A 14,746-nucleotide genomic window follows, 5' to 3' on the forward strand; every position below is an offset into this window, starting at 1 on the left:
ACTTCCGGTGGGTTTTATGCTGCGTCTAGCACGAGCGTTGCATACTTATGGTATGACGGCTTATGAACTCGAAAGCACAATGAACCGAGTCGGTATTCGGTTGGGCTTTGGGGTGCAGTGTCTGGCGCAGCCTACGACTTTAATTATGAGCTTTTCACATCCAGAAGAACCTGAGCCGAAGACCTATGTTTTTCGGGTTGAGCAGGGCGAAGTGAATTTAGAGCGCCAAATTGAAGTGCAGGAGATCGTAAGTGCTGTACTTGATGAATCTTTATCGGTGGAAGAGGGCGCTGGGCGTTTAAAAACTATTTCTAATACGCCTCCGCGTTTTGGTGTAAAAGGCCAAATGGCTTCATTTGGGCTATTAGCTAGTTGTGTTGCCCAGTTACTAGGGGGGGCGATCTCTGAAATGATCGTTGCTCTTTTTGTTGGGATTGTGACTGGATTTGTTGCGGTTAAGCTTTTACAAACTGAGTCTCTCAAGTACCTTTTCCCGACTATCTCAGCCATTATTTCTGCTTTATTAGCAAGTTTTGTGGCGAGTTTTGGCTTGTTGTCCTCACCAGATATTGCAACGGTTGCAGGGGTTATCGCCTTAGTGCCTGGGTTACCTTTAACTACTGCGGTTGCTGAGTTAGCGAGACAAAATATGGTGTCAGGCACTTCTAGGCTTGTATATTCAGGAACTATCTTGTTACAGATTGGCTTTGGTGTAGCTATAGGTAATGCTGTGGGCGTTGAGCTTTTTCCTGCTACAGAGATTAGTCGAGAATTTTTCCTACCTGATTGGAGTATTTGGATCTCCATTGTTATTGCCGGTATATCGTTATGTTTTTTATTCCAAGGGCGACCAAAAGATATTCCATGGATTGTATTGGGAGGATTAATTGCATTTTCGACTACTTGGTATGGCAAGGAGTTCTTTGGCCAAGTTATGGGGGCGTTTGTGGGAGCCTTAGTCACAGGCTTAGCCGCTAACTTATTTGAGAGAATTTCTGGGATTACGCGTGGGGTTATGCTTATGCCAGGTATTTTACTTTTAGTGCCTGGAAGTGTTGGGTTGCAGAGTTTGTCGTTACTTGTTGAGAAAAATGTTTTAGAAGGGATCGATACCGCATTTAGTATGAGCTTTGTTGCTATCGCTTTAGTAACTGGATTATTATTTTCATCTTTAATTGTACCGCCGAAAGATATCTAACTATCCTTTGTTGAATGCTAAACTGCAATTATGGGTAATAAAGACGCTGTTGTGATTAATATTAAACGCTACCTAGTACATCATTGTGTCATTACGTTGTGCTGTATGTTTAGCGCAGTTTATGCGGGCGAAGTGCGGAAAATTGTTCATCCTGATGGGCGGGTTGAGTATACAAACTTAACGGACCAACAACGGAATATTCATTTTACCAATCAAAGTAAGAGTTCGACGAGCAGCGTTTATAAATACCGAAATAATAAAGGGGTTCTTGCTTTTTCAGATCAGAAACCCGTTAACGCTGACTTTGAAGTACTTCGTTTTGATTGTTATGCCTGTAGCCTTTCGTCAAACGTGAATTGGCATACAACACCGTTAAATCTTTCCGCTTATAAACAGCAAGTGAAGATCATGGCAGAGAAATATGGTGTTGAAGAATCATTAGTTAGAGCGGTTATCCATGCAGAATCAGCATTTAATAAAAATGCTATTTCCCGGGCTGGGGCTCAAGGGTTAATGCAATTAATGCCAGCAACCGCTAATGAGCTAGGTGTGAAAGATAGTCTTAATGCAGATCAAAATATCGAAGGTGGGGCTAAATACCTTTCTCAGCTCTTAAATAATTTCTCTGGCGATATGCGTTTGGCAACTGCTGCATATAACGCAGGCCCTGGCGCCGTATCGCGCTATAATGGTGTGCCCCCTTACGCGGAAACTCAAGCTTATGTGAAGCGTGTGGCTATACTCAAGAAGCGTTACGCAAAAGCAGACTAAGTCGGTATTAATTATCGCAAGCGTGTTTAGCTCTAAATGTTTGGCTTACCTCGGCAGCTATAGCTGAACCAAACAAAGGGTGCGGAATAGGCGCTGTAGCTAACACTATATTGATAAACGGTAAGGGTGGTAGTTGCGCCGAACTTTCGATTGATAATCCTTGTGACACGGTTGATGTTGCAACGGCACTGATACCTAATCCCTGTCGTAAAAGGCTTTTTATTGCAGTAGCGCTCGATGCACTGCAGAGTAGTCGGTAGTTAATCCCTTGTTTCTCTAGACCGTCAATAGCAGCGCTATGAAATTTACAATCGGCCTCATATAGAATGAGAGCAAGAGGGTCGGCGTTTATGAGATGGGGATAGCCACCATGAACCCAGACTCCTCTATCATGTTTGAGCAAGTACCCTTCTTCAATGTCGGGAGCACCAGTCAATATAGCTATATGAATCTCCCCCGTATCTAATTTCAAACGTAATTGACTGCTGCAGTGGCAACATATTTTAATGTTTTGCTGAGGGAGCTTTTCTAAGATAAGGGTGATTAGTTGAGGTAAAATCGATTCTGCATAGTCATCTGGACAGCCGATTACTAAGGGAGGGTGGCCGTTACTCCGTGAGAAGTTGCCTATAACCTCATCGTGCAAAGAGAGTATACGGCGAGCGTAGCTTACTAAAATCTGCCCATGCTCGGTTAGAACAAGATTACGGCCCTCTTTAATGAAAAGCGCCTGACCTGACTCCTCTTCAAGCTTCTTCATCTGCATACTGATCGCACTTTGAGTCCGAAAGGTTTGCTTTGCCGCTCGGGTAAAGCTACCTGTGTCAACAAACGCAATAAAGCTTCGTAGAGCATCTATATCCATGTGCCGTCTCCGTGAGTTTTGGATGATTGGCACCTATCAATAATCTGAATAGGTGATATCAAAACTATTGGTTAGTCAAAGGGAATGCAAGCTGAGAAAATGGATAAATAAGGTGTATTTATCTTTGAGGGGGAAATGATAGCGATGAAGTTGATCATAGGTAATAAAAATTACTCATCTTGGTCTTTACGTGGATGGTTGATGTTAAAAGCGTTTGATATCCCATTTGAGGAGATTTCTTTAACGCTGTTTAGCGACCATTTTTATACTGTTTTAAAAGATTACACCCCTGTAGAGAAGGTTCCTGTGCTGGTGGATGGGGAGCTAAGTGTTTGGGATTCATTGGCTATCTGTGAATATATTAATGAACAATATCTTGATGGCAAAGGGTGGCCAAAAGAGGTTCAAGCTAGAGCTATTGCCCGTGCGATGGTGAGTGAAATGCATTCTGGTTTCACCGCATTACGTAATGAGATGCCGATGAATTGTAGAGCGCGCCGATCTGTTTTGTTGAGTGAGGCAGCGAAGACAGATATTGCACGCATTGACCGACTATGGGCTGAGTGTTTATCGAATTATGCAGGCAGTAATGCATGGCTATTTGATGAGTTTGGTATTGTGGATGTGTTTTTCGCACCTATAGCCCTACGGTTTAAAACATATGGGATACAACTTTCTACTGAGTCTGCTGCTTATCAAGAGCATTTGCTTGCACATCCTGCTATGGCGTTGTGGTTAATGGATGCGCTTAAAGAAACGGATGTAATACAGGAAGATGAGGCTGGTGAAGAGCTTGGACCACTGAATTAAGTAGCTAAAACGCCGTAACTTATATCAAGTTACGGCTTTTTAGCTATCTCATTGAAAATTAATGATCAAGTATTTGGCTTAAGAATAACTGTAATCTATCCGTTTGAGGGTTGTTAAAGATCTCTTCTGGTGTATTTTGCTCAACAATTTCACCTGCATCCATGAAAATGACACGGTCGGCTACTTTTTTTGCGAACCCCATCTCGTGAGTTACGCATAGCATAGTCATTCCTTCGTCGGCGAGTTCGACCATTACATCGAGTACCTCCTTAATCATTTCCGGATCAAGTGCTGAGGTTGGTTCATCAAAAAGCATGATTTCTGGATTCATACAAAGTGAACGAGCAATGGCAACACGTTGTTGTTGTCCCCCAGATAGTTGACCTGGAAATTTCTGTGCTTGATCAGGAATTTTAACTCGCTCAAGGTATTTCATGGCGATCGCTTCAGCTTCTTTCTTGGGCTTCTTCTGAACCCAGATCGGACCTAAAGTTAGATTCTCAAGAATAGTCAGGTGCGGAAAAAGATTAAAGTGCTGGAATACCATACCTACTTCACGACGGATTGCTTCGATGTTTTTTACATCTTCTATCATCTCAACACCGTTCACTGTTAGTGAACCGCGCTGAAACTCTTCTAGGCGGTTAATACAGCGTGTTATGGTGGACTTACCTGAACCTGAAGGGCCACAGATAACAATACGTTCGCCTTTTTTGACGCGAAGGTTGATATCTTTCAATACATGAAAATCGCCATACCACTTATTGAGGTCTTTGATGATGATAATGTCGTCATTGTTTTCAATACTTTGTTCGTGTTTTATGCTCACAAAGATAACCTCTTAATTTCTATGGCTAGTGTCTAGCTTACGTTCGATGGATGAGCTGATCATGGACATACTGAAACAGCAGATCCAAAAAACAACCGCCACAAATAGATAACCTTCTGTTGAATGCCCACCCAGCCAGTTTGAGTTAGTGAGTGCTGTTTGAGTGGTACTTAGCATCTCAAAGATGCCAATAATCAATAGGAAGGTTGTGTTTTTAAATAGCATAACGAAAGTTGCCAAAATATTTGGCATAGAGATTTTGATAACTTGCGGCAGAATGATAAGGAGTGTTTTCTGCCAAAAGCCAAGCCCTAAAGAGTCGGCCGCTTCGTACTGGCCGTTAGGTACTGCCTGGAAACCTCCTCGAAATACTTCTGCCATGTAGCCTGACATAAAGAGTGTCAGTACGATCCAAACACGGAGCAATTTATCAACATTAGTTCCTTCAGGAAAGAACAGCGGTAGCATGACTGAGCCCATAAAAAATAGGGCTAATACAGGTACGCCGCGGAAGAACTCAATCAATATCACACTCACACTGCGAATGAATGGCATATCAGATCGTCGCCCTAAAGCCCAAAGAAAGCTCAAAGGAAACGCAACGATAATGCTTGCAGCGGCGAGCATTACATTGAGGGTGAAGCCGCCCCAGTAATCGGTTGCAACATATTCTAGGCCGATGAGAGATCCATCTAACAGTATGATGGATAAAAATGGCAATAATAAAAATAAGGGGATAGCTATTTTGTTACGTAAGTCTTTATGAAGTTTAAAGGAAGCGATAATGATCGCGATTAGAGCGAGTAAGCAGGTGTTAATTCTCCATATCTCTTCGACAGGGTAGCTGCCGTAGAAAAACTGTTTAGACCAAGCAATGACAAATACCCAACATGCGCCGTCTTTGTTTGTACAGGCATCCTGTGTAGTACCAGACCAGTTGGCGGAGAAAAATAGCCAATCAAATAATGGTGGTATCAGGGTTGCAAAAAAAGCGATTATTGCCAGAGTAACGAGTGAGTTTAACGGCGTTGGAAAAAGATTTTCCCTTAACCAAGGAATTATACCTACGACATCATTTGGAGCGGGTTTATCGGGTAATGGTGTAAACTCTTTCATAGCATCAATTCCGTTCCGCCAACTCTACGCTTGCGTTGAATCTATTCATCACAAACGAGATAGTCATATTGATCACAAAGTAAACCGCCATGGTCATAAACACGATTTCAATCGCTTGACCTGTTTGGTTTAACGTTGTCCCTACAAATACGGTAAAAAGATCTGGATAGCCGATGGCTGTAGCTAGCGTCGAGTTTTTAACTAAACTTTGATATTCACTGTTTAGCAAAGGAACAATAACGCGCATCGCTTGAGGCACAATAATTAGTTTCATTATTCGGCTCTCTTTTAATCCAAGGCTACGAGCCGCCTCTGTTTGCCCATGAGGAACCGCCTGAACACCTGCACGTACTGCTTCAGCAATAAATGCACCAGTATAAACAGTTAAGGCTAACGCGAGAGCCATTAATTCTGGGATAACCGTAATGCCGCCACGGAAATTAAACCCTTTAAGTTCAGGGAAATCCCAAGTAAAGGGTAAGCCTGATAGTAATAAGGCAATCAGTGGTAAGCCGAATAAAATACCTAAACTAGTTAAAAATACCGGAAACTGCTGCCCTGTATCATTTTGACGTTTTCTAGCCCAACGGGTTAAAAAAATGATCGCCATAAATGCTAGGCCGATAGCGGCATAGACAAACCCTGCACCGGATTCGGCAATCAAGCCGGGTAGGTATAAACCACGCACATTGAGAAATATAGCCTCTCCGATGCTAAGGCTTTGGCGCGCACTGGGTAATGTTGCCAGCACAGCGAAATACCAGAAAAATATTTGCAACAGTAAAGGGATGTTACGAAATGTTTCAATGTAAACAACGGCTAGTTTTCTGATCAACCAGTTTTTGGAAAAATGGGCTACACCCATCAAGAAACCTACAATGGTCGCGAGTACTATACCTATAGTAGAGACCAAAATAGTATTTAATAGGCCTACAACAAATGTCCGACCATAAGAGTAAGTGGCATCATAGGGAATCAGTGACATTAATATGTCAAAACCTGCGGTTGTAAATAAAAAGTCATAACCGCTCTTAATACCCCTGGATTCCATGTTCGCCAGTGTATTTGTGATAATGCCGTAGAAAAAATAGACCAAGCCCGCGAGTAATAAGAACTGATAAATCAGTGAGCGGTTTCTTGGATTATTGAAGAAGGAGGGTGAGGATTTCACCTGAGGCTTTTCAGACATAATTAAGCACTTATCTTCAGAAGGTTAGTAGTAAACATAGCAGAGGGACAATATATGTCCCTCTTTTTTATGTTTTATTAACGTACTGGAGACGAATACATAATACCGCCTTTATTCCACTGAGCATTTAGGCCGCGAGCAATCTTAAGTGGTGAACCTGCGCCCACATTGCGTTCAAAGCTCTCTGCGTAGTTACCAACCTGCTTAACAATGTTGTAACCCCACTCGGCAGGGATGCCCATTTTAGCGCCTGAATCGCCTTCAGAACCCATCAAGCGTTTCTGTGATGGGTTACCTTCTGCTTTCGCTTTGTCAGCGGACGCGCTGTCAATGCCTAAGAATTCAGCCTCTACCATCGCCATTAAGGACCAACGTACAACATTAAACCAAGCATCATCACCTTGGCTTACAACAGGGCCTAGTGGTTCTTTAGAGATAACTTCTGGAAGTACGATAGCTGCAGAAGGATCAGATAAGCCAATGCGTAGCGCATAAAGTTGAGATTGATCAGACGTTAGTACATCACAGCGGCCACTCTCAAAACCCGCACGAGTTTGGTCGGATGTGTCAAATGTAATAGCGTTATAAGTAAGACCATTTGCACGGAAATAATCGGCTAAGTTTAACTCTGTTGTTGTTCCTGCTTGAATGCAGACTGCCGCCCCGTCAAGCTCTAGCGCACTTTTAACGCCTAAAGCCTTAGAAACCATAAAACCTTGTCCATCATAGTAGTTAACCCCCGCGAAATTTAAACCTAGTGATGTGTCGCGAGTGTGGGTCCATGTAGTGTTACGGGATAAAATATCAATTTCACCAGACTGTAAAGCAGTAAAACGCTCTTTCGCTGTTAATGGTTTGTATTGAACTTTGCTTGCATCGCCGAGTACGGCGGCTGCAACTGCACGACATACGTCTACATCCAATCCACTCCATACGCCGTTTTCATCCTTCTGAGAAAAACCAGCTAAACCTGTGCTCACGCCACAAGAAACGTTGCCGCGTTTTTGAACGTCTTCTAATGTTCCAGCTTGTGCGCCCAAAGATAAACTGAGTGCTAAGCCTGTAGCGATTACTGAGGTAAGTTGTTTCATTATGTTTCTCCGTCAATTTTGATGGCGATGATGCCGTTTTTTGTTGTTTTTATTGTTCTTATTTTATTCCAGTGATTAATAAAAACTGCTTACTAGATACACTAGCAGAATATATACCAGCCTGTGATTTAAATTATACTTTGGTTTAGATTGTCTCGAATCCCTTTATTTATAGGGGCTGTGGCTTTGTTGTGGTTTGTCTAATATGAAGGCGGGTGCACTAAAATAGGACGCTGTAAATTTTATGGTGCAAAACTAAACGCTTTCTTGACCGTAAATGTCATTCTTTGTGAATACTATTGTTACTCGGTGTTTGTTTTTTTGCTGTTGAATGCTAAGGCATATTCTTTTGTCGATTAGCCTTACCTGTTTAGATAAAAAGGGCTAAGAAATTTCTTAGGATTTGCTTTGATCTTGATAAAAGAGTGACTTATTCGTATGTGGTTTATTCCACAAGATTAAGTGCTTTTTAATGAAGATGTTCTAAAACGCTCTGCTTTTTTATAAATATAAAAAAGGGAGATAATAAGAGAATAAAGTTATTTTTTTATCTGAGTTTGCGGTATAAAATGCGCGCAAAATGACGCCGTTAACACAGCCGTCAAATCCAGTTACCTTTTAGTGTCTTAACTTGCTGATATTGAGTGAGTTTAAGATAGGATGAGATCCATATGACAACCGCTTATAGTGAAACGCTTCATAAGGGCTATGGCCAGACGTTTGATGTTGAAGAAGTCTTGTTCGAGCAGCAAACGGATTCTTGGCATTTAATTATTTTCCGTAACCCCGTCTATGGAACAGTAATGGCATTGGATGGAATTATTCAAACGACTCAGCGTGATGAGTTTGTTTACCACGAAATGTTAACCCATGTACCATTAATTGCTCATGGAAACGCTAAGCGTGTATTGATTATTGGTGGTGGGGATGGTGGGATTCTGCGTGAAGTCTGTCGTCATGCTACGGTTGAGCATGTAACTCAAGTTGAGATTGATCAAGCAGTAATTGATATGTGTAAAGAGCATTTACCGAATCATTCTGCAGGTGCTTTTGATGATCCGCGTGTGAATATTGTTATCGCGGATGGGGTTGAATACGTTAACAAAGAGATGGATGAAAAATTTGATGTCATTATCTCTGATTGTACGGATCCGGTTGGTCCCGGTGAAGTACTGTTCTCTAGCCGCTTCTATGAAGGTTGTAAGCGTTTGTTGAATGAGGGTGGTGTGTTTGTAGCGCAAAATGGAGTGCCGTTCCTACAACAAGATGAGGTGATTACTACCCGTCGTCGTTTGAGCCCTTATTTTGCAGATCAATCTTTCTATACTGCTGCTGTTCCGACCTATATTGGCGGTGTTATGACTTTAGCTTGGGGATCTGATAATACTGCATTACGTAAGCTAGGATTGGATGAATTAAATCAGCGTTATGAAAAGAGTGGTATTGTTACTCGTTATTATAACCCACAGATGCATATAGGTAGTTTTGGGCTTCCGCAATATTTGCTCACGGCGTTGGAAGAAGCTTAGCTTTTTCTATACTGAAGAGCCGGTCGATTGACCGGCTTTTTTGTGTCTTTTTTCTGCTAGGCTCTAAGTGTGAATTTTATGCGTGTTTTTAGGTTTTTATCTTTTGAATAGCTATATCCGCCTTTCAGGTTTCTATTTTTTCTACTTTGCTCTGCTCGGTGCTTTAGTACCTTACTGGAGTTTGTATCTGATTTCGTTTGATTTTGATGCACAAACAGTGGGTTCTTTAATGGCACTACTCCAAGCGTCTCGAATTGTGGCGCCTAATTTGTGGGGATGGATCGCGGATAAAAGTGGTAAACGTGTAGAGATTGTCCGCTTTGGCGCGTTGATGACCTGTTTAATGTTTATCGGTATGTTTTGGCAGGATACCGCTTTAGGCATCGGCTTGGTGATGTTGGCATTTAGCTTTTTTTGGAATGCAGTTCTACCTCAGTTTGAGGTGATAACACTAGAAGAGTTGGGTGATAAGAAAGATAAATACAGCCAGATAAGGTTGTGGGGATCGATCGGCTTTATTGTTACGGTGGTTGGGATAGGTGCGTTACTGGATTTTATTAATATTCGGTGGTTGCCGGGCCTTATGCTTATTTTAATGTTGTGTATTTGGTTGAATACACTGTTAATTCCTAAGCCTGCGGTGCTTGATCATATTGATGTAGAAAAAAACTGTAATTTGGGGTTTATGGCGTTATTGCTACGACCGCAAGTTGTTATCTTTTTTATTATCTGTTTCCTTGTCCAGTTTGGACATGGTGCTTACTACACATTTTATAGTGTATTGATGGTCGATGTAGGTTACAGCCGTACAGAGATCGGCTTGCTTTGGGCTGTAGGTGTAGTAGTTGAAGTTTTAGTGTTTATTTATATGCATTGGATGCTACAGCATTGGGGCATCCGTAATATTATGCTAGTGAGTTTGTTTTTATGTGTTGTTCGCTGGCTATTGATTGGTACTGTGCCGGAAAATTTAGGTCTCATGTTGTTCGCACAAACGTTGCACGCCGCTACATTTGGTAGTTTACATGCGGTAGGAATCGCACTAGTGCATCAGTATTTTTCAAAGCAGACCTATGGACAAGGGCAGGCCCTATTTTCAAGCGTAGGTTTTGGCTTAGGTGGTGCATTAGGTGCTTTTCTTAGTGGTATCTTATGGGACGATTTTGGAGCGTTTTATACCTTTGGTTTGTCCGCTCTAGCGAGTGTTTTAGCTATGCTCTTAGCATTGGTATGGATCTATCCTGAAAGGGTACAGAAAAACTATTGATCTGGATATTTTGCACTGCGGTGATTTTACTATAGGATTAGAGACACAGAGCTATCCGACCTAGGAGTCAGAGAGTGAAATTTAAGATTGATATTGATATGTCTCCTGAAGAGCTGCGTAAAGTACTGGGTTTACCCGATGTGCAGCGATTACAGGAGGATATGATGGCAAAGATCACTGAACGGATGGAGTCCGGTGTAGAGGGATATGATCCTTTGACTTTGTTTAAGCCATATTTGACGGGTGGGGTTGGCTCAATGGAAGCACTGCAAAAACTTATGATGAATTTAATGACATCTGCGTATAAAAATTCTAACAGTGCGGATAATAAAAATGACTGATCAAAATGATGATCAGGCGAATTCAAAGGCATCTAACGAGAGAGATAGTAGCTTGCGTATTCTAAGAAAATATACCAATCGTCGTTTGTATGACACATCTCGCAGTTGTTATGTGACATTAGATGATGTGAAACAGCTTGTACTAAGCGGGGAAGCTTTTAAAGTTGAAGATTCTAAAACAGGGAATGATTTAACCCGTAATATTCTTTTACAAATTATTAGTGAGCAGGAAGCCTTAGGGCATGGTACTTTGCTGACTAATCAAGTTTTACAGCAGCTGATCCGTTTTTATGGTGACAGTATGCAAGGTATGATGAGCCAGTATTTAGAACAGAGTATTGCTTCATTTTTAGAACATCAAGACCGTATTCGTGATCAGATGCAAACTATGATGGGGGCCGCTAATCCATTAACGATGATGAATCGTATTGCTGATCAAAATATGCAGATGTGGGGTATGTTCAAGCCGGGTGAAAACCCTGAAGGAACTGTCGATGATGATCCCGATACTAAGAATAAGCCTTAATATTTGATGCGATCTTTCTTCACGATTGAAAGGCGTTATGATTGAAAAAAAAGCCGCTTAATAGCGGCTTTTTTTTATTTGCTCGTTAGGTTTGAGTCTGAATGATTTTTTAAGAGGAGTATTTCTTCATATCAGGCATATTTCTGCCGTAGAAAATTTCATTCATCTCTTTGTGGAGGCGTTCAGTGATCTCTTGTACATCCGTTTCTGGAAGCTCCTCTTTTGTCGTACCAAAGAGGTAAGTATTGAGATCCAGATCTTTTTGCATCATTTTCGTGTGAAAAATATTTTCCTGATACACATTTACATCTAACATCTGATAGTTGTCATGGATATCAGGGGTAAAGAAGTTCTGGATAGAATTAATATCGTGATCTATATAATGTTTTACCCCTTTAATATCACGCGTAAAGCCGCGGATACGATAATCGATAGTAACAATATCAGATTCCAATTGATGGATAAGGTAGTTTAAGGCTTTTAATGGCGAAATAATGCCGCATGTGGATACTTCAATATCTGCTCTGAATGTACAGATGCCGTCATCAGGGTGTGCTTCGGGATAGGTGTGAACACAGATATGACTTTTATCTAAATGTGCGACTACAGAGTCAGGCATAGGGCCCGGTTTCTCTGTTGTATCTACATCTTCTGAGTCTTTAATAGGTTCTTCTGCAACCAATATAGTAACGCTTGCGCCTTGAGGTTCATAATCTTGGCGGGCTATATTGAGGACATTGGCACCAATAATCTCGCAACACTCACTGAGAATCTCAGTTAAGCGGTCAGCATTGTATTGTTCGTCTATATATTCAATATACTCCGCTTTTTGTTGTGGAGTTTGAGCGTAGCAGACGTCATAGATACAAAAGCTCAGGCTTTTTGTGAGGTTGTTAAAACCTTCAAGCTTGATTTTCTTACTCGTTGGCAAGGCGGTATGCTCCGTAAAAGCACTACAAAATTTTAGTCGCGCGATTTTAGTAAACTATTTGGCGTGGAGGAAGTAAAAAATTACAGTAATATGGTTTGGTTAAACGGATTTCTGCTTAAATTTTCCGCAATCTTTATTCTTTCGTATTGATATATAAGAGATTTAATCTCTCGCTATCAACCAATCAACAATATTAGGCGCAACTTGTGTTTGAGACTTGCCTGATACAAAAACACCAATATGGCCTGCTTTTACTTCCATAGATTGGTAATCAGAGGATGAAACGTACTTATTAAGTACTTTTGATGCTTTTGGTGGGACGAGGTGATCGAAACTGCCAAAAATATTAAGTATTGGATGGGTTATATTGGTTAAATCAACACGCTTATCACCGATCATTGCTTCAGCCTTAATCAGTTTGTTCTGTTGAAAAAATTGAGTGATAAACTGCCGAAAAGCTTCACCTGCTTGATCTGGGCTATCGTAGATCCATTTCTCCATGCGTAAAAAGCTTAACGCACGCTCTTTGTCTTCGAGTTGGTTGGGCATACCTAAGTTTTTCTGTACACCTAAGCGCATCGGCATTAAAGAGTTGTAGGAATCATTCAGCATACTGCCTGGTATATTCCCATAAGTTTCAACAGCTAGATCCGCGTCAACATATTTGGCTAAATGATAAAGTAGGTTGTCATCAGTTTGAAAGTCAACGGGCGTAACCATTGGAATAAGATTTTTAATTTTATCTGGGTTTAGCGCCGTATAGCATAAGCTGAAAGTCCCTCCTTGGCAGATACCAAGCAGGTTGGTTTGCTCTGTTCCTGCGTGTTGGAGCACAGAATCAACACAGTTATTGATATATTCATTGATGTAATCATCGAGATCTAAATAACGATCAGCCGCATCAGGGTAACCCCAGTCAATCAGATAGATATCTAAGCCTAGTTCTAATAAGCGCTGCAGCATCGATCGTTTTGCTTCTAGATCGATCATATAAGGGCGGTTAACCAGTGCGTAGCAGATCAATAGAGGGGTTTTACAGCGTTTTTCTGATGTGGCTTGATAGTAACGAAGTTTTAGTTTGTCTTCTTTGTAGATCACATCATAAGGGGTGGAGTCGACATCAACTTCTTTAAGTTGGGCGAGCGTATTATAACTTTTTAATAGTTTCCGATTAAACTCAAAGAGTTCCTGAGATACGGTGGCTATATCAAGATCAAATCCATTCATAACCGATTACCCTTTAACTGCTTTTTTTAGTGTGGCCAACTCTTTTTTTAAAGCGGCAACCTCATTTTTAAGTTCTACTAGCATCGCGGTTGTGGAATCAGTTTGTAATTTATCGACTTGTTGTTGCAATTGGGCGAAGTCTCGGCGATTAGCTCTCATCTCTTTGCGAAGCTTATGTTGGCGCTGTAGCGCTGTATCTAGCCCTTTATGTGTCGCTAGGCCGACAGATTGAAAGTGTATGTCTCGTACATCTTGGACAAACTTCTTAAGTCGCATTAGGGCGTTACTAATACGCCCATGTGCTCGTTGGTACACATCGGTTAGTATAGTCTTGGTATAAGCTGATTCGTATGCATCAACCCAAATATCATGTAGCTGTTGCAAACTGGAGATTTTTTTATCGCCATTCGTCAGTGTTTTTAGCATCTGATTAGAGGCGCTTTTATTGATAGAGCTGTAATGTTTTACATAGTCTTGCAGAGCTTCTTGATATTCCATCGTTAGTTTGATGGCTTCTCTTAACTGCTCTTGTGTTTCTCTTTGAGTGCCTATAACGGGTGTTTCTAATAAGCTTTTCATGCCGCTAATAAACGGATTATCAAAAAGCAGATCATCTTGAAAACTGTGGGTTTTAAACAGGGCGGCAAACTGTTCAGGAAACTGCCATTGTTGCATCAGTGCGTCTGAAGTTTGTTGTTGCATATATTGTTGGAAATGCAAAACAGCTTCATTTAAATGTTGCTCGCCACCTTCTTTGTACTGCTTAAGCAATTGTTCCCCATATTGAGTGAAATTGCTTGATTGTGCACCGAGTATATCGAGCAGTTGCGAAAATTGTTGAGGTGCTTCTTGATGGACCTTTTTTTGGTTCTTAGCAATAAATTCAGCCCATTCTTCAGGTGATTGAACATCGCTACCAGAAGAGATACTCTTCCAGTATGTTTTTTGGGCATCCAGCAAGGCTTCAATGTTTAAGCCGCTATTTTCCATCAGTTCCATCTCTCCGGCGTTGCTAAGTAAGCTTATCTTATTACATCCATCAACGGCTGACATTAG

Annotated in this window: 15 protein-coding genes; 7 read left to right on the forward strand and 8 right to left on the reverse strand. The window is 41.3% G+C overall.

The annotated features are described in order from the left end of the window. Positions 1-16: 16 nt before the first annotated feature. Together Q4486_RS03480 and Q4486_RS03485 are read left to right on the forward strand one after the other, a co-directional pair. A complete protein-coding gene (locus tag Q4486_RS03480) occupies positions 17-1,198 on the forward strand; it encodes a threonine/serine exporter ThrE family protein (protein WP_303415347.1) in 1,182 nt (393 codons plus the stop codon). Positions 1,199-1,228: 30 nt separating this feature from the next. Continuing rightward, the gene (locus Q4486_RS03485; protein WP_303518308.1) at positions 1,229-1,969 is read left to right on the forward strand and encodes a lytic transglycosylase domain-containing protein; all 741 of its coding nucleotides are present in this window, start codon (positions 1,229-1,231) and stop codon (positions 1,967-1,969) included. Between the two features lie 7 nt (positions 1,970-1,976). Here Q4486_RS03485 and Q4486_RS03490 read toward each other — a convergent pair whose 3' ends face one another. After that, complete coding sequence (locus Q4486_RS03490; protein WP_303415343.1) at positions 1,977-2,834, reverse strand: LysR family transcriptional regulator; 858 nt, start codon at positions 2,832-2,834, stop codon at positions 1,977-1,979. Between the two features lie 144 nt (positions 2,835-2,978). On the opposite strand from Q4486_RS03490, the gene Q4486_RS03495 reads away from it, so the two are divergent. After that, entirely contained in the window at positions 2,979-3,644 is a 666-nt protein-coding gene (locus Q4486_RS03495) for a glutathione S-transferase family protein (protein WP_303518309.1), read from the forward strand. A 58-nt stretch (positions 3,645-3,702) separates the two neighbouring features. Here Q4486_RS03495 and Q4486_RS03500 read toward each other — a convergent pair whose 3' ends face one another. The 4 genes from Q4486_RS03500 to Q4486_RS03515 all read right to left on the reverse strand — a co-directional run bounded on the left by Q4486_RS03500 (position 3,703) and on the right by Q4486_RS03515 (position 7,869). After that, positions 3,703-4,473, reverse strand: coding sequence for an amino acid ABC transporter ATP-binding protein (locus Q4486_RS03500; RefSeq protein ID WP_303415340.1), 771 nt, complete (start codon positions 4,471-4,473; stop codon positions 3,703-3,705). A gap of 12 nt (positions 4,474-4,485) precedes the next feature. Further along, the gene (locus Q4486_RS03505) at positions 4,486-5,589 is read right to left on the reverse strand and encodes an amino acid ABC transporter permease (RefSeq protein ID WP_303415338.1); all 1,104 of its coding nucleotides are present in this window, start codon (positions 5,587-5,589) and stop codon (positions 4,486-4,488) included. A 4-nt stretch (positions 5,590-5,593) separates the two neighbouring features. Further along, positions 5,594-6,778, reverse strand: coding sequence for an amino acid ABC transporter permease (locus tag Q4486_RS03510; RefSeq protein ID WP_303518312.1), 1,185 nt, complete (start codon positions 6,776-6,778; stop codon positions 5,594-5,596). A 77-nt stretch (positions 6,779-6,855) separates the two neighbouring features. Continuing rightward, positions 6,856-7,869: an amino acid ABC transporter substrate-binding protein gene (locus Q4486_RS03515; protein WP_303415336.1), complete on the reverse strand. Its 1,014-nt coding sequence runs from the start codon at positions 7,867-7,869 to the stop codon at positions 6,856-6,858. A 671-nt stretch (positions 7,870-8,540) separates the two neighbouring features. On the opposite strand from Q4486_RS03515, the gene speE reads away from it, so the two are divergent. The 4 genes from speE (at position 8,541) to phaR (ending at position 11,532) form a co-directional block, all read left to right on the forward strand. Then, positions 8,541-9,398 (forward strand): polyamine aminopropyltransferase, encoded by an 858-nt coding sequence (gene speE / locus Q4486_RS03520; protein WP_303415334.1) that lies wholly within the window; start codon positions 8,541-8,543, stop codon positions 9,396-9,398. A 103-nt stretch (positions 9,399-9,501) separates the two neighbouring features. After that, positions 9,502-10,665, forward strand: coding sequence for an MFS transporter (locus Q4486_RS03525; protein WP_303415333.1), 1,164 nt, complete (start codon positions 9,502-9,504; stop codon positions 10,663-10,665). Between the two features lie 74 nt (positions 10,666-10,739). Further along, positions 10,740-11,006, forward strand: coding sequence for a DUF6489 family protein (locus Q4486_RS03530; protein ID WP_303415331.1), 267 nt, complete (start codon positions 10,740-10,742; stop codon positions 11,004-11,006). After that, positions 10,999-11,532 (forward strand): polyhydroxyalkanoate synthesis repressor PhaR, encoded by a 534-nt coding sequence (gene phaR, locus Q4486_RS03535; protein ID WP_303415329.1) that lies wholly within the window; start codon positions 10,999-11,001, stop codon positions 11,530-11,532. The genes Q4486_RS03530 and phaR overlap by 8 nt, the downstream gene beginning before the upstream one ends. 109 nt (positions 11,533-11,641) lie before the next feature. On the opposite strand, the gene speD is transcribed toward phaR, so the two are convergent. The 3 genes from speD to Q4486_RS03550 all read right to left on the reverse strand — a co-directional run bounded on the left by speD (position 11,642) and on the right by Q4486_RS03550 (position 14,743). After that, a complete protein-coding gene (gene speD, locus Q4486_RS03540) occupies positions 11,642-12,463 on the reverse strand; it encodes an adenosylmethionine decarboxylase (protein ID WP_303415328.1) in 822 nt (273 codons plus the stop codon). A gap of 162 nt (positions 12,464-12,625) precedes the next feature. Then, entirely contained in the window at positions 12,626-13,690 is a 1,065-nt protein-coding gene (gene phaC, locus Q4486_RS03545; protein WP_303518313.1) for a class III poly(R)-hydroxyalkanoic acid synthase subunit PhaC, read from the reverse strand. A gap of 6 nt (positions 13,691-13,696) precedes the next feature. Further along, entirely contained in the window at positions 13,697-14,743 is a 1,047-nt protein-coding gene (locus Q4486_RS03550) for a poly(R)-hydroxyalkanoic acid synthase subunit PhaE (RefSeq protein WP_303518315.1), read from the reverse strand. Between the last annotated feature and the right edge of the window lie 3 nt (positions 14,744-14,746).

The sequence above is a fragment of the Neptuniibacter sp. 2_MG-2023 genome, assembly GCF_030547495.1.
Taxonomy (GTDB): Bacteria; Pseudomonadota; Gammaproteobacteria; order Pseudomonadales; family Balneatricaceae; genus Neptuniibacter.